Annotated in this window: 13 protein-coding genes; 11 read left to right on the top strand and 2 right to left on the bottom strand. The window is 72.1% G+C overall.

The genetic code is table 11. From position 1 onward, the window contains the following. Positions 1-391: 391 nt before the first annotated feature. Both AB0I52_RS29795 and AB0I52_RS29800 read left to right on the top strand, forming a co-directional pair. Positions 392-4,453 carry a glycosyltransferase gene (locus tag AB0I52_RS29795; protein ID WP_363077837.1) on the top strand — a complete coding sequence of 1,354 codons (4,062 nt, stop codon included), beginning with the start codon at positions 392-394 and terminating at the stop codon, positions 4,451-4,453. Next, positions 4,450-5,988 carry a DUF5719 family protein gene (locus AB0I52_RS29800; protein ID WP_363077839.1) on the top strand — a complete coding sequence of 513 codons (1,539 nt, stop codon included), beginning with the start codon at positions 4,450-4,452 and terminating at the stop codon, positions 5,986-5,988. Before AB0I52_RS29795 ends, AB0I52_RS29800 begins: the two co-directional genes overlap by 4 nt. Positions 5,989-6,042: 54 nt before the next feature. Here AB0I52_RS29800 and AB0I52_RS29805 read toward each other — a convergent pair whose 3' ends face one another. Beyond that, on the bottom strand, positions 6,043-6,471 hold the full coding sequence (locus tag AB0I52_RS29805) for a metallopeptidase family protein (protein WP_363077841.1): 429 nt from the start codon (positions 6,469-6,471) through the stop codon (positions 6,043-6,045). Between the two features lie 355 nt (positions 6,472-6,826). On the opposite strand from AB0I52_RS29805, the gene AB0I52_RS29810 reads away from it, so the two are divergent. From AB0I52_RS29810 to AB0I52_RS29845, 8 genes are all read left to right on the top strand, one after another. Then, the gene (locus AB0I52_RS29810) at positions 6,827-7,204 is read left to right on the top strand and encodes a DUF3499 domain-containing protein (protein WP_363077843.1); all 378 of its coding nucleotides are present in this window, start codon (positions 6,827-6,829) and stop codon (positions 7,202-7,204) included. Between the two features lie 114 nt (positions 7,205-7,318). After that, complete coding sequence (locus AB0I52_RS29815) at positions 7,319-8,716, top strand: phosphomannomutase/phosphoglucomutase (RefSeq protein WP_363077845.1); 1,398 nt, start codon at positions 7,319-7,321, stop codon at positions 8,714-8,716. 292 nt (positions 8,717-9,008) lie between these two features. Continuing rightward, a complete protein-coding gene (locus AB0I52_RS29820) occupies positions 9,009-9,191 on the top strand; it encodes a Trm112 family protein (RefSeq protein WP_018552946.1) in 183 nt (60 codons plus the stop codon). 52 nt (positions 9,192-9,243) lie between these two features. Further along, positions 9,244-10,380: an SIS domain-containing protein gene (locus tag AB0I52_RS29825; RefSeq protein ID WP_363077847.1), complete on the top strand. Its 1,137-nt coding sequence runs from the start codon at positions 9,244-9,246 to the stop codon at positions 10,378-10,380. Positions 10,381-10,530: 150 nt separating this feature from the next. Continuing rightward, a complete protein-coding gene (gene manA / locus AB0I52_RS29830) occupies positions 10,531-11,727 on the top strand; it encodes a mannose-6-phosphate isomerase, class I (RefSeq protein WP_363077849.1) in 1,197 nt (398 codons plus the stop codon). Between the two features lie 89 nt (positions 11,728-11,816). Beyond that, positions 11,817-12,938 (top strand): cation diffusion facilitator family transporter, encoded by a 1,122-nt coding sequence (locus AB0I52_RS29835; protein WP_363077851.1) that lies wholly within the window; start codon positions 11,817-11,819, stop codon positions 12,936-12,938. Between the two features lie 246 nt (positions 12,939-13,184). After that, positions 13,185-14,642, top strand: a complete 1,458-nt coding sequence (ahcY, locus tag AB0I52_RS29840; protein WP_363077852.1) for an adenosylhomocysteinase — start codon at positions 13,185-13,187, stop codon at positions 14,640-14,642. A gap of 204 nt (positions 14,643-14,846) precedes the next feature. Next, a complete protein-coding gene (locus tag AB0I52_RS29845; RefSeq protein WP_363077854.1) occupies positions 14,847-15,458 on the top strand; it encodes a hypothetical protein in 612 nt (203 codons plus the stop codon). 66 nt (positions 15,459-15,524) lie between these two features. Here AB0I52_RS29845 and AB0I52_RS29850 read toward each other — a convergent pair whose 3' ends face one another. Next, positions 15,525-16,433 carry an RDD family protein gene (locus tag AB0I52_RS29850; protein WP_363077856.1) on the bottom strand — a complete coding sequence of 303 codons (909 nt, stop codon included), beginning with the start codon at positions 16,431-16,433 and terminating at the stop codon, positions 15,525-15,527. Positions 16,434-16,553: 120 nt separating this feature from the next. Here AB0I52_RS29850 and AB0I52_RS29855 point away from each other — a divergent pair, with 120 nt between their 5' ends. Further along, complete coding sequence (locus tag AB0I52_RS29855) at positions 16,554-17,561, top strand: stage II sporulation protein M (protein WP_363077858.1); 1,008 nt, start codon at positions 16,554-16,556, stop codon at positions 17,559-17,561. The last annotated feature ends 432 nt before the right edge of the window (positions 17,562-17,993 follow it).

Genomic DNA, 17,993 nt, shown 5'->3' on the forward strand with positions numbered 1-17,993 from the left:
AGAACCGGACGCGACGGACCTGACGCGACGAACCCGATCCGAAGATGCCGGACTCCGAGGCGCGGCCCGCTCCCCGGCCCCGGTCGCCCATGGCCCGCCGCCTGCACCCTGCCCGCAGGCGGCGGGCCATCGCCGTGTCCGCCGCCCGCGCGTGGCCACCGCCGCCCCGGGGCCCCGGCTCCGCGCCCCGGCCCCGTCCGGCCCGCCGCCCGCCGCCCTCCGACGCTGTGCCGTTGCCCTCGTTCAACCGGTCCGCGCCATCCCGGTTATCCGTACCGTTAGTGTGGGGCCCCGTCCGAGACGCGCCAACGACCCGACAGAGCGCGCGTGTACACCGATGCAGCCCCCGGGGGGAATGTCCCCCGGATCCGGCCGGAGGGCCCGTACCTCGATGTCCGTGCACAGCCATTCGACGGCGCCGTACGCGGCTGCCGCCGCCCCAGAGTTCCCCCGGCACGTCGTCACCGCCGTGCTCGTCTCCCACGACGGCGCACGCTGGCTGCCCGACGTGCTCGCCGGGCTGCTCGGGCAGGAACGCCCCGTGCAGAGCGTCGTCGCCGCCGACACCGGCAGCGCCGACGACTCCGCGCGGCTGGTCACCGAGGCGCTCGGCGCCGACCGCGTCCTGCACCTCGCGCGACGTACGGGCTTCGGCACCGCCGTCGACGAGGCGAGCCGCACGTCCGGGGTCCTCACCCCGGACGACCTGCCGTACCTGAAGCGACCCAGCGGCTGGGACCCGGTCACCAGGTCCTGGCGCGACGACGCCTACGACCTGCCCGAACTGCCGCACGGCGAACCGGTGCAGTGGCTCTGGCTGCTCCACGACGACTGCGCGCCCGAGCCCGACGCACTCACCGAGATGCTCCGCGTCGTCGACAACGACCCGCACGCCGCGATCGTCGGCCCCAAGCTCCGCGGCTGGTACGACCGCAGGCAGCTCCTCGAAGTCGGGGTCTCCATCGCCAACAGCGGGCGCCGCTGGACCGGACTCGACCGGCGGGAGCAGGACCAGGGCCAGCACGACCAGGTCCGTACCGTCCTGTCCGTCTCCACCGCGGGCATGCTGATCCGCCGTGACGTGTGGGAGGAGCTCGGCGGGTTCGACCGCAGGCTCCCCCTGATGCGTGACGACGTCGACCTGTGCTGGCGCGCCCACATGGCCGGGCACCGGGTGCTGATCGCCCCCGACGCCGTCCTGCGGCACGCCGAGGCGTCCGCCCGCGAACGCCGTCCCATCGACTGCGCCGGGCGTTCCGTCTCCAGCCCGCACCGGGTCGACAAGGCCGGCGCCGTCTACACGATGCTCGTCAACGCCCGCGGCAAGCTGCTGCTCTGGGCGCTGCTCCGGCTGGTGCTCGGCACCCTGCTGCGTACGCTCGCCTACCTCGTCGGCAAGGCGCCCGGCCAGGCGCTCGACGAGGTCGCCGGACTCCTCGGCACCCTGCTGCGGCCCGGACGGATCCTCGCGGCCCGCCGTCAACGCGGCAAGGGCGTCATCGACCCGGCCGAGCTGCGCGGGCTCTTCCCGGCTCCCGGCGCGACCGTCCGCGCCACCGTGGAACAGGTGGCCGGGAACTTCGGCGGCTCCACGGAGGCCGAGTCCGGCGGCTCGCGGCACGGTGCCGTCGAGTCCGGACCGGGCGGCGACGACGCCGACTTCCTGGAGATCGACCAGTTCGCGAAGTTGAAGCGGGTCGGGCGCAAGCCGGGACCGGTGCTCTTCGCCGTCCTGCTCCTGGTCTCCCTCGTCGCCTGCCGCAGCCTCATCGGCGGCGGCGCGCTGGCCGGCGGCGCCCTGCTGCCCGCACCCGGCGACGTCTCCGAGCTGTGGGGCCGGTACGCGGACGGCTGGCACACCGTGGGCACCGGCGGCACCCAGACCGCACCGCCCTACCTGGGCATGATCTCCGCGCTGTCCGCGCTGTTCCTCGGCTCCACCGGATTCGCGCTCACCCTGCTGCTGGTCTGCTCGGTCCCGCTCGCCGGACTCACCGCGTACTTCGTCTCGCGCCCGCTGATCCCCTCGCGGCTGCTGCGGGCCTGGGCGAGTGTCGCGTACGCCTTCCTGCCCGCCGCGACCGGCGCCCTGGCGACCGGCCGCCTCGGCACCGCCGTGCTGCTCGTCCTGCTGCCCCTGATCGCCCGCGCGGCGGTCTCCGCACACGGGATGCGCGGCAGCGGTGACAGCCGCGGCAGCTGGCGCGCGACCTGGGCGTACACCCTGCTCCTCACCCTCACGACGGCGTTCACCCCCATCGTGTGGCCGCTCGCCGTGGTGCTCGGCGTCGGGGTCCTGGCGTTGCGCCGCAACGACATCACGGCCTACGGGCTCCGCTTCCTGGCCGCCGTCGGCACCCCGATGCTCGTCCTGGCGCCCTGGTCGCTCTCGCTCCTGACCAGCCCCTCGTCCTTCCTGAAGGAAGCGGGCCTGGAGACCGGTACGGGATCGGCCTCCGCCCTCGACCTGCTCGGGATCAGCCCCGGCGGGCCCAAGGCGGCGGGCGGCGTCCTGCTGCTCGGCATCGTGCTCGCGGCGCTGGCCGCGCTGCTGCGCGGGGAGCGGCAGTTCGCGGTCCGGACCGCCTGGGCCGTGGCCCTGGTGGGCCTGGCCTTCGCCGGGCTCGCCAACGGCTCGGGCTGGGCGGGACCGGCCACCCTCGTCTACGGCGCCGCGCTCATCGCCGCCGCGCTGGTCGGCGCCGACGGTGCCCGGGTACGCGTCGCGGAGCTCAGCTTCGGCTGGCGCCAGCCGGTCGCCGTCCTGATCGCGCTCGCCGCGGGGATCGCCCCCGTGCTGGCCGCCGCCGGCTGGATGATCGGCGGCGCGGCGGGCCCGCTGGAGCGGCGCGACCCGGTGCAGGTGCCCGCGTTCGTCGCGGAGGAGAGCAGCACCCGCGACCAGCCGCGCACCCTGGTCCTCGGCGGCACGTCGCCCTCCTCCGTCGCGTACACCCTGGTCCGCGGCTCCGGCGCCCGCCTCGGTGATGCCGAACTGGCCGCGGCCGGCGGCGGCAACAGCCACCTCGACAAGGTCGTCGCCAACCTGGTCGCGGGCTCCGGCGCCGACCAGGGCAGCCAGCTCAGCGGCTTCGCGATCCGTTACGTCCTCGTGCGGGACGGGGCGCCGAAGCAGATGAGCCGGGTGCTCGACGCGACGCCCGGCCTCAGCCGGCTCAGCCAGCTCGACGGCAGCGCGCTCTGGCGGGTCGACCGTCAGGTCGCCCGGATCATGATCGTCCCGTCCGCCGCCGGAGCCGAGCGGCTGCCGGTCGGCTCCGGCCGGGTCGAGGCACACACCAAGATCCCGCCGGGCGGCGCGGGCCGGGTGCTGCGGATCGCCGACGCGGCCGACCCCGGCTGGCAGGCCACGCTCGACGGGCGGGCACTGACCCGCAAGACCGTCGACGGCTGGGCCCAGGGCTTCGAGCTCCCCACCGAGGGCGGCTCGCTGGACCTCACGTACGAGACGTCCTTCACGCACTCCGCGTGGATCTGGGCCCAGGCCGCGTTCGTCGTGGTCCTGCTGGTCCTGGCCCTTCCGGGCCGCCGCCGGGAGATCGACGACGACCTGCCGGAGGAGACCGCGCCGGTCCCCGCCGAGCCGGTCGCGGGCGAGGGCCGCCGGGCGCGCAGGCTGCGCGCGGCCGCCCAGGCGGACGGGGAGGAGGACGGCGAGGACGTCGACACGGGCGAGGAGCGGGCGGAGTACGCCCCGGCCCACCAGCCGGCCGAACCGGAACAGCCGGCCACCGACGACCAGGAAGCCTTCGTCCCCCAGCAGGCCGAGGGCGACACGGGCCAGTACGCGGCGGTGCCGCACCAGGCCGAGGGTGACACCGGTCAGTACGCGGCGGTGCCCCAGCAGGCCGAGGGCGACACGGGTCAGTACGCGGCGGTGCCCCAGCAGGCCGAGGGTGACACCGGTCAGTACGCCGCGGTGCCCCAGCAGCAGTACGGGGAATGGGACGCCCAGCAGTACCAGGGCGCCGACTACCCGCAGTATCCGGAAGGCCAGTACCAGGAGGGCCAGTACCAGGGCGGCCAGTACGGGGACGGGCAGCAGCAGAACCCCGCCGGCGGGTACGACCAGTACGGCTATCCGCAGCAGCAGAGCGGCTACACCGTGTACGGCCAGGGCCAGTACACCAACGCCCCGTACGACGCGGCGAACCCGCAGTACGACCCCAACGCCCAGTACGACCCCAACGCCCAGTACGGGACGGGCGACCAGTACGGCACGGGTGAGCAGTACGGCAACGCCCCGTACGACGCGAACGCGCAGTACGACCCCAACGCCCAGTACGGTGCGGGCCAGTACGGCGACCAGCGGCCGTACGACCCGCAGAACCCCGGCCCCGCCCCCCATCCCGCCAACACCCCCGACGAGAACCCCGCCCCGGGCCAGAACCCGTGGCCGACCGGTAACGCATCGCGAGGCGAGTCCGAGTGAAGTCCACCAGCCTGTCCCTCATCGCGGGGGCCGTGGCCCTCGCCGCCGTCACCGGGTTCGCCGCGCTCACCGTGCCGGGGGACGGGGGTGCGACGGAGGCCGCGGCGGCGTCCCGGCTGCCCGTGGAGCGGTCCAGCCTGCTCTGCCCGGCGCCCGGTCTCTCGGATCTCGCGGAGACGACGTACACGTCCTTCACCCCCGTCGCGAAGAGCGACGGCGAGGCGGGCGCGGCCGAACTGAAGTCACCCACGGCCGCCGAGAAGGACGACAAGGAAAAGACCGCCAAGGACAAGACCGCCAAGGACAAGCCCGCGAAGGACAAGAGCAAGGACGCGGACAAGCCCGTCGTCGCTCTCAAGGAGCCCGGCAAGCCGGCCACCGCCGACGTGTCCGGTGCCGACGCCCTCGCCCTCGTCGGCACCGCCACCGGCCGGCTGGCCCCCGGCTGGACCGCCCAGCAGACCACCACCGTCGAGGCGGGCGACGCCCGAGGCCTGCTCGGGGTCAGCTGCACGGCACCCGACACCGACTTCTGGTTCCCGGCCGCGAGCACCGCGAAGACCCGCGAGGACTACGTCAACCTCACCAACCCGGACGACACCGCCGCGGTCGCCGACATCGAGCTGTACGGTCCGGACGGCACGCTCAAGTCCGATGTGGGCGAGGGCATCACGGTCCCCGCCGGATCCGGCGTCCGGGTCCTGATCTCGACCCTGACCAGCAAGGCGGCCGACGATGTGACCGTCCACGTCACCACCCGCACCGGACGGGTCGGCGCGGTCGTCAGGACCGCGGACAGCAAGACCGGCAGCGACTGGCTCGCCGCCTCCGCCGCCCCGGCGGGCACCCTGGTGCTGCCCGGCATCCCGGCGGACGCGACCTCCGTCCGGCTGGTGGCCTTCGCCCCCGGCGAGGACGACGCGGACCTGAACGTGAAGCTGCTGGGCAAGACGGGTGCGTTCGCCCCGGTGGGCAACGAGGATCTCCACGTCAAGTCGCGGATGACGGCCGGGGTCGACCTGAAGAACATCACCCGGGGCGAGGCGGGCTCCCTGCTGCTGACCCCGGTCCAGAAGAACAGGGCCACCCCGGTGGTGGCCGCGCTGCGAGTGGTCCGGGGCAAGGGCGACAAGCAGGAGGTCGGGTACATCCCGGCGACCGGCCCGGTGGGCGCGCAGGCGACCGCGGCCGACAACCGGGCGAAGGGCTCGGTCCTCTCGCTCACCGCCCCCGGCGCCGCCGGCACCGTGAAGGTCACGGCGTCCGCGGGCAGCAAGGGCGGCACCCCGGTCAGCAAGACGTACAAGGTCGCCGCGGGCACGACGGCCGCGGTCACCCCGCCGGTCCCGGCGGGTCTCAAGGGCACGTACGCGCTGACGGTCGAGACGCTGTCGGGCGGCCCGGTCCACGCCGCCCGCACACTCACCCTTCCGCAGGACGGCATCCCGATGTTCACGGTGCAGACGCTGCCGGACGACGGCGGAACGGTCGAGGTGCCGACGGCCGAACAGGACCTGTCGGTCCTGGACGACTGAACGCGGGCGGGGGCCGGGGCGGGGGCCGGCGAACGAGGCGCCCGCTCCCGCCCGCTACTCCTGCCCGTACCGGGGGTCGACCGACTCCGGGGCGAGCCCGAGCAGGTCCGCGACCTGCTCCACCACGACCTCGTGCACCAGCAGCGCACGCTCGTCGCGGTTCTTGGTGCGGATCTCGACGGGACGCCGGTAGACGACGATCTGCGCCGGCCGTTCCTTCTCGGCGGACAACGCGTTCCCGAGCGGAACGGTCTCCTCCCCGGTGCTCGGCACATCGAGGACCACGAAGTCGACCTCGGCCAGCTGCGGCCAGCGCCGCTCCAGCCGCTCCACGGAGTCCTGCACGAGATCACGGAAGCTGTCCGCACGGCTGGCCGAGAGCGGCACCTGGGGCGGGGCGACGGGCCCACGCATGCCTCGGCCGTGTCGGTCTCGGCGCCGCGGTCGCGGCTCGGACGGGTGGGGCGGTACGGGACTGTCCATCACCGACGCAGCGTAACGCTCCGCGGGGCGGGCGGACGGCGGCTGCCCGGGGACGAACCGGCCTGTCCGCGGGCTGTCCGTGGCTTGTCCGCTCTTGAGCGTTCCGGCCACGAGGGAGCCTGTTTCCGGCCCCGCTCATGACCGTTCACCTTCTGCCTTATGACCGTTTTCAAGGCGAATGGTGACCGGAATCCTTGCCGTCGCGACACCGTCACGACCTGCGACCTTCTGATGCCGTGCAGGTCAGCGGGAGTTCCCCGGAGGCGGCCGTACCCGGGGTCACAGGGCGACACGGTGGGGTGAGCTGAGGGACAGTCGTCGCAGCCCGCTCAAGAGTGCGGTAGCGTCCAACATCGTGAGCCCTGTACGTCGCTGTTCGCGCACCGCGTGCGGCCGCCCTGCCGTCGCGACACTGACGTACGTCTATGCCGACTCGACTGCGGTCCTCGGCCCGCTCGCCACCTACGCCGAGCCCCACTGCTACGACCTCTGTGCCGAGCACAGTGAGCGGCTGACCGCGCCACGCGGCTGGGAGGTCGTCCGGCTCTCCGACCCCTCCGCGCCCGTCCGTCCCAGCGGTGACGACCTCGAAGCGCTCGCCAACGCCGTACGGGAAGCCGCCCGTCCGCACGACCGCGGCGACGGGCCCAGGGGCGGCGGTCCGCGTACCGCGGATCCGGCGGAGGTCGCCCGCAGGGGCCACCTCCGCGTGCTGCGCTCGCCCGACTCCTGAGCCGGCGGCCGTCTCCCGCGCGTGAGTCGTGGCGCTCCGCGTCCCCGGAGCGCGAGGTGACCCGGGCCGCCGGGTAGTTTGGCGGTCCGAAGAAACCCTCAGGAGGACCGTCCCGTGACTGCAGACCTGTCGCAGCTCGTGAAGGCGTACGACGTTCGCGGAGTCGTGCCCGACCAGTGGGACGAAGCCCTGGCCGAGCAGTTCGGAGCGGCGTTCGTCGAGGTGACGGCCGCACCCGCGATCGTGATCGGCTACGACATGCGCCCCACGTCCCCCACCCTCTCGGGAGCCTTCGCCCGGGGCGCGGCGGCCCGCGGCGCGGACGTCACGATGATCGGTCTGTGCTCGACGGACCAGCTTTACTACGCGTCGGGGTCGCTGGACCTGCCCGGCGCGATGTTCACGGCCTCGCACAACCCGGCGCAGTACAACGGCATCAAGATGTGCCGCGCGGGCGCCGCACCGGTGGGCCAGGACACCGGCCTCGCCGAGATCCGCACCCTGGTCGAGCAGTGGTCCGTGACCGGCACCCCGCAGCCGGCCGCCACCCCCGGCACGGTCACCGCACGGGACACACTCACCGACTACGCCGCGTACCTGCTGTCGCTGGTGGACCTGACCGCCATCCGGCCGCTGAAGGTGGTCGTGGACGCGGGCAACGGCATGGGCGGCCACACGGTCCCCACGGTCTTCGCGGACCTGCCCGTCGACCTCGTCCCGCTGTACTTCGAGCTGGACGGCACGTTCCCCAACCACGAGGCCAACCCCCTGGACCCCAGGAACATCGTCGACCTCCAGGCCCGGGTGGTGGCCGAGGGCGCCGATCTGGGCCTGGCCTTCGACGGAGACGCGGACCGCTGCTTCGTCGTGGACGAACGGGGTGAGGGGGTCTCCCCGTCGGCGATCACCGCCCTGGTCGCGGCCCGCGAACTGGCGCGCAACGGCGGCCGGGGCACGGTCATCCACAACCTGATCACGTCCCATTCGGTCCCGGAGGTCGTACGCGAGAACGGCGGCACCCCGGTCCGGACCCGGGTGGGCCACTCCTTCATCAAGGCGGAGATGGCCGCACACGGGGCGATCTTCGGCGGCGAGCACTCGGCGCACTACTACTTCCGCGACTTCTGGAACGCGGATACGGGCATGCTCGCCGCCCTCCACGTCCTGGCCGCCCTGGGCGGCCGGCCGGAACCCCTCTCCGCCCTGGTCGCCCAGTACGACCGCTACACCGGCTCCGGCGAGATCAACTCCACGGTCGACGACCAGCCGGCCCGCACGGCCCAGGTGCGGGCGGCGTTCGCCGACCGCGAGGGCGTGAGCACCGACGACCTGGACGGCCTGACGGTCACGGCCCCGGACTGGTGGTTCAACCTCCGGGCCTCCAACACCGAACCGCTGCTGCGCCTGAACGTCGAGGCCCGCGAGGAAGAGACGATGAAGGCCGTACGGGACGAAGCCCTGTCCTTGATCCGGAGGCCAGAAACCACTGCCCCCGACTCAAGCCCCTCCTGAGCTTTGTTCCAGCCCCTCCCTTTCCAGCCCCTCCGGCGTTTGAGGAGCGGGGTCCGGGGCGGAGCCCCGGTTACGGGAAGGGGCGGGGCGGGGACAGGGCCCGCCTCAGGCACACCCAGCCGTACCCACCCCCACCACACCCCTCCACAAGAGCCCCCCGGCCAGGCCGCGCCCCCGCCACCCCAGCGGTAGGCTGACGTCGCCCGATCCAAGAACAAGCAGCAAGAACCAGCAGCAAGCAAGCAGCAAGAACAAGAACACGCACTCGCGCCCGCCCGAAGGGACCCACCCCATGCCGCTCGAAGCCGGCCTCCTGGAGATCCTGGCCTGCCCGGCCTGCCATTCCCCCCTCGACGACCGGTCGGCGGCCGACAGCCCCGAACTGGTCTGCACGGGCAAGGACTGCGGCCTGGCCTACCCGGTACGGGACGGTATTCCCGTCCTCCTCGTCGACGAGGCCCGCCGCCCCGCGTAACCGGGCCCCACACCTCGCACGGTGATCAGCGCGTGATCGGAGGACCGTCCCCATGCTCGACGAGTCGTTGCTCGACGCCCCGGAAGCCCTGGCCCGAGCCGACCGCCGCGGTCTGCTGCGCGGCGCCGCCGAGGCCGGGGCGAGGGTCCGTACCGCCGCCCGGCACGCGACGGAGGCCGGCATCGCCGCGCTGAACCCGGAGGGCCGTCCGCGCGCCGTCCTGGTCGCGGGCTCCGGCACCGCCGCATCCGGTGTCGCCGACCTGATCGCCGCCCTCGCCGGGGCCTCCGCGCCGGTCACGCGCATCCACCCCACCGGCGTCGCCCCCGCCGCGGGCGCGATGCGCTGGACGCTGCCCGGCTGGGCCGGCTCCCTCGACCTGCTGCTCATCGCCACGGCGGACGGCTCCGAACCCGGCCTGGCCCTCGTCGCCGAGCAGGCCTACCGCCGCGGCTGCACCGTCGTGGCCGTCGCACCCCGGCAGTCGCCGCTGCGCGAGGCGGTCGACGGCGGGCACGGCCTCGTCGTACCGATGGCCTCCGCCCCGCACGGCGAGTACGACGCCGAGACGTCGGCCGCGGGACCGGGCACCCTCTGGGCCCTGTTCACCCCGCTGCTCGCGCTGCTCGACCGAGTCGGCCTGGTCACCGCGCCCCCGGAGACGCTGCAAAGCGTCGCCGACCGTCTGGACCGCACGGCGGAACGCTGTGGGCCGGCCATCGCCACGTACAGCAATCCGGCCAAGACCCTGGCCGCCGAACTCGCGGACAGCCTCCCCCTCGTCTGGACGGAGGGCGAGGCCGCGGCCCCGGTCGGACGGCGGTTCGCCGCGGTCCTGGCCGAGCTCTCGGGCCGCCCCGCCCTCGCGGCCGAACTCCCCGAGGCGCTCCCCGCTCACGGGGGTCTGCTGGCCGGGGCCTTCGCCGCGGGAGCGAACCCCGACGAGTTCTTCCGTGACCGGGTCGACGAGCCGGAGGCCCTGCACGCCCGGGTCGTCCTGCTCCGGGACCGGCCCACCGGCGGCCTGAGCGCGGCCCCCGCGGCCCGCGAACTCGCCCTGGGCCACGAGACACCGATCAGCGAACTCGAACCGGAGGAGGGCAGCCGGCTCGAAGCCCTCGCCGAACTCCTCGCGGTCACCGACTTCGCGGCCGTCTACCTGTCCCTCGCCTCGGAAGTCCGCGCCTGAACCACCGACGCGGAGTGCGGCGCAGCAGGAGACCAGCCCTCACGCCCGCCGCAGGACCCACGCACCCAGAGCTCCCAGCCCCGTATCGCATCCCCAAGAACCACGCACCCCCAAGAACCACGCATCCCACAAAGCACGAGGACGAACTCCATGGACCGGCTCTCCAACACCGTGCGCCCGTACGCCTGGGGCTCCACCACCGCCATCCCCGCCCTGCTGGGTGTCGCCCCCACCGGCGAGCCCCAGGCCGAGATGTGGATGGGGGCGCATCCTGGAGCCCCCTCCCGGATAACCCGCACCGGCCCCGGCGCGGCCCCCGGCACCCCGCAGCCCCCCACCGAGCAGCCCCTCACCGACGTCATCGCCGCCGACCCCGTCGGTGAGCTCGGCACGGCCACCGTGGACAGGTTCGGCCCCCGTCTCCCCTTCCTCCTCAAGCTGCTCGCCGCCGGAGCCCCGCTCTCCCTCCAGGTCCACCCCGACCTCGCCCAGGCACAGCAGGGTTACGCGGACGAGGAGCGCAGGTCTGTCGCGGTCGACGCACCCCACCGCACGTACAAGGACGCCAACCACAAGCCCGAGCTGATCTGCGCGCTCACCCCCTTCGACGGCCTGTGCGGCTTCCGCAAGCCCATCGAGGCGGCCGAGGCGATGGAGGCGCTGGGCGTCGACTCGCTCAAGCCGTACGCCGATCTGCTCCGCGCCCACCCCGAGGAGGCCGCGCTGCGCGAGGTCCTCACGGCGATCCTGACGGCGGACCCGGCGCAGATGGCGGAGACGGTGACCGCCGCGGCAGCCGCAGCGGAACGGCTCGGCGGCGCGTTCGCCCCGTACGCGCGCATCGCCCACCACTTCCCGGGCGACGCGGGCGTCATCGCGGCCATGCTGCTGAACTACGTACAACTCCAGCCCGGCGAGGCGCTGTTCCTCGGCGCCGGGGTCCCGCACGCCTACCTCGACGGCCTCGGCGTCGAAATCATGGCGAACTCGGACAACGTGCTGCGCTGCGGACTGACGCCCAAGCACATCGACGTACCCGAACTCCTGCGCATCGTCCGCTTCGAGGCGACCGATCCCGGGGTCCTGCGGCCCGAGGCGTCCCCGTCCGGCGAGGAGCTCTACGAGACGCCGGCCGACGAGTTCCGGCTCTCCCGCTTCGACCTCTCACCGGGCGCCGACCCCGTCGACCTGACCGCGGCCACACCGCAGATCCTGCTCTGCACGGCGGGCGCCCCCCGGACCGGCGACCTCGGTCTCGTACCCGGCGACTCGGTCTTCGTACCGGCCGGGGAGAAGGCCGAAGTGTCCGGTGCGGGCACGCTGTTCCGTGCCACTGTGGTGGCCTGACGTACCGTCCGCACCATGGACTGCAAGAATGTCCGGCCGTACCGCGGCCGCCGGAGCCGCAGCACCGAACGAAGGGACACCAGGCACCCATGAGTGCGTCAGGCGGTACCAAGGCGATCGTGGCGGCGCTCGGCGCCAACCTCGCGATCGCAGTGGCCAAATTCGTGGCGTTCCTGTTCAGTGGCTCGTCGTCGATGCTCGCGGAGAGCGTCCACTCGCTCGCCGACTCGGGCAATCAGGGACTGCTGCTGCTCGGCGGCAAGAAGGCCAAGCGCGAGGCCACCCCCCAGCACCCCTTCGGGTACGGGCGCGAGCGCTACGTCTACGCCTTCCTCGTCTCCATCGTGCTGTTCTCGGTCGGCGGCATGTTCGCGGTGTACGAGGGCTACGAGAAGATCAAGAATCCGCACCAGATCGAGGCCTGGTACTGGCCGGTCGGGGTCCTGGTCTTCGCGGTCATCGCCGAGGGCTTCTCCTTCCGTACGGCCATCAAGGAGTCCAACCAGACCCGCGGCGCCCTGTCCTGGACCGAGTTCATCCGCCGCGCGAAGGCCCCCGAACTCCCCGTCGTGCTGCTGGAGGACTTCGGCGCGCTCATCGGCCTGGTGCTCGCACTCGCCGGCGTGGGCCTGGCCGTCGGCACCGGTGACGGGGTGTGGGACGGCATCGGCACCCTCTGCATCGGCATCCTGCTGATCGTGATCGCGATCGTCCTGGCCGCCGAGACCAAGTCCCTGCTGCTCGGCGAGGCCGCCGGCACCGACCAGGTCGAGAAGATCAAGGCCGCGGTCGTGGACGGCGACACCGTCACCGGCATCATCCACATGCGTACGCTCCACCTCGGCCCGGAAGAACTGCTGGTCGCCGCCAAGATCGCGGTCCAGCACGACGACACGGCCACCGAGGTCGCCAACGCCATCAACGCCGCCGAGTCCCGCATCCGTGAGGCGGTCCCGATCGCGCGGGTCATCTACCTGGAACCGGACATCTACAACGAGGCCGCGGCCCGGTCCGGCACCAACCCGGCCAAGGACCCGGCCAAGGACCCGGCCAAGGACCCGGCCAACGGCTCGGCCAACGGCTCGGGCGGATCAACCGCCGTAGCCACCGACCCCACCGCCACCACACCCACCACACCCACCACGCCCACAGCCACCACGCCCGACGAGGCCCCCGACACCCCGGCCGGCCCGACTGAATCCGGCCATTGAACGCACCCGACGCGCCTTCGAGGCCGCTTTCGGACCCGGTGGGCTGGGAGCGGCTGGGCCGTTCGGTGTAGATTCGAGTGCAGTGCCAGACGTCGCTGCTGATGGCGGTCGATCGGTCCGTATCCCGGACCGGCCGAGGGAGAGAGGGCCTCCGACGGACTGCGCTGCGAGCCGCTCGGGCATTCGTGTGCCCGGCGCCGCAGAGCCGCCCACCCACCCTCGACCCATCACGAGGAGCAGCCCGTTATGACGACGGTCGCCAATCGCCAGGACTTCAAGGTCGCCGACCTCTCCCTCGCAGCCTTCGGCCGCAAGGAGATCAACCTCGCCGAGCACGAGATGCCCGGCCTGATGTCGATCCGCAAGGAGTACGCCGCCACGCAGCCGCTGGCCGGTGCCCGCATCACCGGTTCGCTGCACATGACCGTGCAGACCGCCGTGCTGATCGAGACCCTGGTCGCCCTCGGCGCCGAGGTCCGCTGGGCCTCCTGCAATATCTTCTCGACCCAGGACCACGCGGCCGCGGCCATCGCGGTCGGTCCGAACGGCACCCCGGACGCCCCGGCCGGCCTCCCGGTCTTCGCCTGGAAGGGCGAGTCGCTCGAAGAGTACTGGTGGTGCACGGAGCAGGCCCTGACCTGGCCGAACACCCCGACCGGCGGCCCGAACATGATCCTCGACGACGGTGGCGACGCCACCCTCCTCGTCCACAAGGGCGTGGAGTTCGAGAAGGCCGGGGCGGCCCCGGACCCGTCGACCGCGGACAGCGACGAGTACGCCAACGTCCTCACCGTGCTGAACCGCACCCTCGGCGAGGCCCCGCAGAAGTGGACCCAGCTGGCGTCCGAGATCCGCGGTGTCACCGAGGAGACCACCACCGGTGTGCACCGGCTGTACGAGATGCACCGTGACGGCACCCTCCTGTTCCCGGCGATCAACGTCAACGACGCGGTCACCAAGTCGAAGTTCGACAACAAGTACGGCTGCCGCCACTCGCTGATCGACGGCATCAACCGCGCCACCGACGTCCTGATCGGCGGCAAGACCGCCGTCGTCTGCGGCTACGGCGACGTGGGCAAGGGCTGCGCGGAGTCCCTGCGCGGCCAGGGCGCCCGGGTGATCATCACGGAGATCGACCCGATCTGCGCCCTTCAGGCGGCGATGGACGGCTACCAGGTGGCCACCCTCGACGACGTCGTGGAGCAGGGCGACATCTTCGTCACCACGACGGGCAACAAGGACATCATCATGGCCGCCGACATGGCCCGGATGAAGCACCAGGCCATCGTCGGGAACATCGGCCACTTCGACAACGAGATCGACATGGCGGGCCTCGCCGCCATTGACGGCATCGTCAAGGACGAGGTCAAGCCGCAGGTCCACACCTGGACGTTCTCCGACGGCAAGGTCCTCATCGTGCTGTCCGAGGGCCGTCTGCTGAACCTGGGCAACGCCACGGGCCACCCCTCGTTCGTCATGTCCAACTCGTTCGCGGACCAGACCCTGGCCCAGATCGAGCTGTTCACCAAGCCCGAGGAGTACCCGACCGACGTCTACGTGCTGCCCAAGCACCTCGACGAGAAGGTCGCCCGCCTCCACCTCGCCGCGCTCGGAGTGAGGCTCACGACGCTCAGCCCCGAGCAGGCCGCCTACATCGGCGTCGAGGTCGACGGCCCGTACAAGTCCGACCACTACCGCTACTGATCCCGTGGCCGCGACGGCCCGCAGGTGACCGACCACCGGCGGGCCCCGCGGCCCCGGACCCCGAGCGTGCGGACGCGACAGCGTCAGCAGGCCCGGTGACTCAGCAGCACAGCGCAGCAGCTACGAACGCAGGCCCCCGCACCCCCGTGTCGGGGGCCTGCGTCGTTACCGCACCCGCACAGCCCGAGGAACCCGAAGGACCCCATGCCCCGCGGCAGTTATTCGCTCCACGATCTTCACGACCACACCCCCCTCGGTGAAGAGCACTTCCACTGCGCCCCCGGCCCTTCCGGCTGGCGCTATGTCTCCCAGACGACCGCCCCGTCCGGCGACCACCTCGGATCCATCGATCTCACCCTGGACGAACTCGGCCGCCCGATCCGTCTCGAACTCCACGCCGCGAGCTGGCAGGTCCGCGGCGCCGCCCTCGAAGGCGTCACCTGGGTCCGCTCCGATCCGACCGGCACTCACGCCGACGAAGGCAATGTCCGCGCCCACACCTTCACCGGCACTTCCCCCGCCTTTCTCATCGCGACCGCACGCCTGTTGCGCCTCACCCCCGATTCCCCCGCGACCCGCCTCCGCGTCGTCGCCTTCACGGATCCGGTCCTCGCACCCCGTACCGTCGACCAGTCCTGGGCCCTGGTGAACAGTGAAACGCACGCCACTGACAACGGACCGCTGACCGTGGACGAATACCAGGTCAACGCCTTGGACACCGGCGATCAGCACACCATCCACATCGCCGGCGACGTGGTCCTCTCGGCCCCTGGCATCGAGCTCGAAGAGCTGGAATCCCCGCCCTCGACCCGCTAGGCCGTGTCCGCGAAGTCCCGTCCGGCGCGCGACGCCTGACACCACGCTCGCGGCGTTGAGCACTCCCTAGGCGGGCGGTGCGAACCCGGTCGCAGGCGGCCGCGCCCGATCCGCCCCGGGAGCCGCCACATCCCCGGCCCCCGCAGGCACCGTCGGAGGCGCTGAACCCGCGCCGGGAGATTGACGCAGCCCGCCCGTACCGCCGGAGCCGTCAGCGGAGGCACGGGCAGCGGCGGACATCCGCTGCGCATCCCGAGCCTGCCGTTCGTTCACCACGGCCGCCAGGTACGCGGCGGCGGGCACGCCCACCGGAGCCGGAACCCCGGTCCACCCGGCGAGCTCTCCGGCCAGCCGGGCCGCCATGGCCTGGCCCACGTCGGCGTCCAGCTGGTGCATCCGCGTCAGGTACTGCCGTACCGCCAGCCACAGTCCGTCCGGAACCGCCGACAGATCCAGCCCGGCGAAGCGTCCCACCAGCCAGGGAGGCGGAGGGGGAACAGCGGCGGCCCGGCCCGCCGGCAGCCGCTCCCGAACGACGAGCGTCCCCGCGAAGACGTCCCCGAGCCGCCTCCCACGCGCCGACACCAGCGACGCGACGGAGGCGACCACCCCGAGTGTCATGAGGATCTCCACGACACCCATCGCCCCACGCACCAGCGCGTGCCGGAACCGGATCGGCCCCCCGTCGTCCCGCACCACCCGCAGCCCGCACGCCAGCTTCCCCAACGAACGGCCGTGGCTGAGCGTCTCCACCGCTATCGGCGCTCCCACCAGGACCAACAGGAACGTCGCCACGGAGATGGCGGCGGATGCCGCCCCGTCCAGCGCGGCCGTCGCCATGGTCAGTCCGACCGACACCAGGACGAACACCGTCCCCACCGCCACCAGATCGATGGCCAGAGCCAGCGCACGGCTCGGCAATTTCGCCGGCCGCAGCCCCAGCACGACCGCGTCCCCGGTCACGAGCTCACTCATCGCCGCCCACCCTTCGCCGACCATCCCTGCCCCTCGGGGCCACAGTCTGCCAAGCTGACCCGCAAACGCGCCGCAGCAGTACGGACCCGTACGCACCCATGCCTGGAGCAGCAGCCGACCATGGACCTCGACGTATTCGTCAACGCCCACCGCAGCGAGTGGGACCGCCTGGATCATCTCCTGCACCGCGGGCGCAGGCTCACAGGTGCGGAAGCCGACGAACTCGTCGACCTCTACCAGCAGACGGCAACCCATCTCTCCCTGATCCAGTCCAGTGCCCCCGACCCTCTGCTCATCGCGCGCCTCACACAACTGGTGGCCCGTGCCCGCGCCACGGTGACCGGCACCCGCCGCGCCTCGTGGCGCGACGCCGCGAACTTCCTCGCGGCAGGATTTCCCGCGGCGGTCTACCGTTCCAGGCACTGGTGGATACCCACAGCCGTCCTCTCCACGCTCCTGGCCGCGCTGATCGGCTGGTGGATCGGTACCCACCCGGAAGTCCAGTCGGCCATCGCCGCCCCGGACGACCTCCGCCGCATGACCAGTCCTGGCGGCGAGTACGAGACCTACTACTCCAGCCATCCAGCGGCCTCGTTCGCCGCCCAGGTCTGGACGAACAACGCCCAGGCCGCGGCCATGTGCCTGGTGCTGGGCGCGTTCCTCTGCGTCCCGGTGATCTGGATCGTCTTCCTCAACGTGCTCAACCTCGGGGTAGGCATCGGGCTGATGTCCTCGGCCGGCCGGCTCGACACCTTCCTCGGTCTGATCCTTCCGCACGGACTGCTTGAGCTCACAGCCGTCTTCGTGGCGGCCGGCACCGGCCTGCGTCTGGGCTGGACGGTCATCGACCCTGGTTCCCGCACCCGGCGGACCGCCCTGGCGCAGCAGGGCCGCGCCGCGCTCGGCATGGCCATCGGACTGGCCCTGATCCTGTTCGTCTCGGGTGTCATCGAAGGCTTCGTCACCCCCTCCGGCCTCCCGACCTGGGCCCGTATCGCCATCGGAATCGCCGCCGAGCTGGCCTTTCTGGCCTACGTCTACATCCTGGGCGGCCGCGCAGCCCGAACCGGCGACGCCGGCGACATCGCCGACGCCGAACGCAGCGCCGAACTTCCGGTTGCCGCCTGATGTGCGTACGGCTCTCCTGACCTGCTAGTCTCCTCCTCGCCCCAAAAAACCGTTGACACGGCGGACTGGGGGAGGTAGATTCGAACGGTTGCCTCGAACTGGACAAGTTCGGGCCCAGCAGTTAGCGTCATCTCGCTCTCACCGGAAATTGAATTTCCGCAGAGCCATTGATTCCCACTCTCTGGATCACGAAGCCGATTAGTTCGGCCGAACTGTTTCTGATAAAGTCGAATAAGCCGAAAGGCAAGGCCACTCCAACGGCCACCGGAAATCAAATTCGAACCGGAAACGGAACGAAATTGAGTCTGGTAAGGTTGGAACCGCTGGAAAGGGAAAGCGCGAAAGCGAAGAACTGGAAAGCGGAAATTGCGAGGCCCGCTTCGACCGGGAATCGGACACGAAAGAGTCTGATAGAGTCGGAAACGCAAGACC

The sequence above is a fragment of the Streptomyces sp. NPDC050423 genome, from assembly GCF_040655445.1.
GTDB lineage: Bacteria > Actinomycetota > Actinomycetes > Streptomycetales > Streptomycetaceae > Streptomyces.

Coding starts and splice junctions, on each gene's coding strand:
- AB0I52_RS29825 (WP_363077847.1), top strand. CDS start 9,244: ATGCTCGACGAGTCGTTGCTCGACGCCCCGGAAGCCCTGGCCCGAGCC.
- manA (WP_363077849.1), top strand. CDS start 10,531: ATGGACCGGCTCTCCAACACCGTGCGCCCGTACGCCTGGGGCTCCACC.
- AB0I52_RS29820 (WP_018552946.1), top strand. CDS start 9,009: ATGCCGCTCGAAGCCGGCCTCCTGGAGATCCTGGCCTGCCCGGCCTGC.
- AB0I52_RS29845 (WP_363077854.1), top strand. CDS start 14,847: ATGCCCCGCGGCAGTTATTCGCTCCACGATCTTCACGACCACACCCCC.
- AB0I52_RS29805 (WP_363077841.1), bottom strand. CDS start 6,471: ATGGACAGTCCCGTACCGCCCCACCCGTCCGAGCCGCGACCGCGGCGC.
- ahcY (WP_363077852.1), top strand. CDS start 13,185: ATGACGACGGTCGCCAATCGCCAGGACTTCAAGGTCGCCGACCTCTCC.
- AB0I52_RS29850 (WP_363077856.1), bottom strand. CDS start 16,433: ATGAGTGAGCTCGTGACCGGGGACGCGGTCGTGCTGGGGCTGCGGCCG.
- AB0I52_RS29795 (WP_363077837.1), top strand. CDS start 392: ATGTCCGTGCACAGCCATTCGACGGCGCCGTACGCGGCTGCCGCCGCC.
- AB0I52_RS29835 (WP_363077851.1), top strand. CDS start 11,817: ATGAGTGCGTCAGGCGGTACCAAGGCGATCGTGGCGGCGCTCGGCGCC.
- AB0I52_RS29855 (WP_363077858.1), top strand. CDS start 16,554: ATGGACCTCGACGTATTCGTCAACGCCCACCGCAGCGAGTGGGACCGC.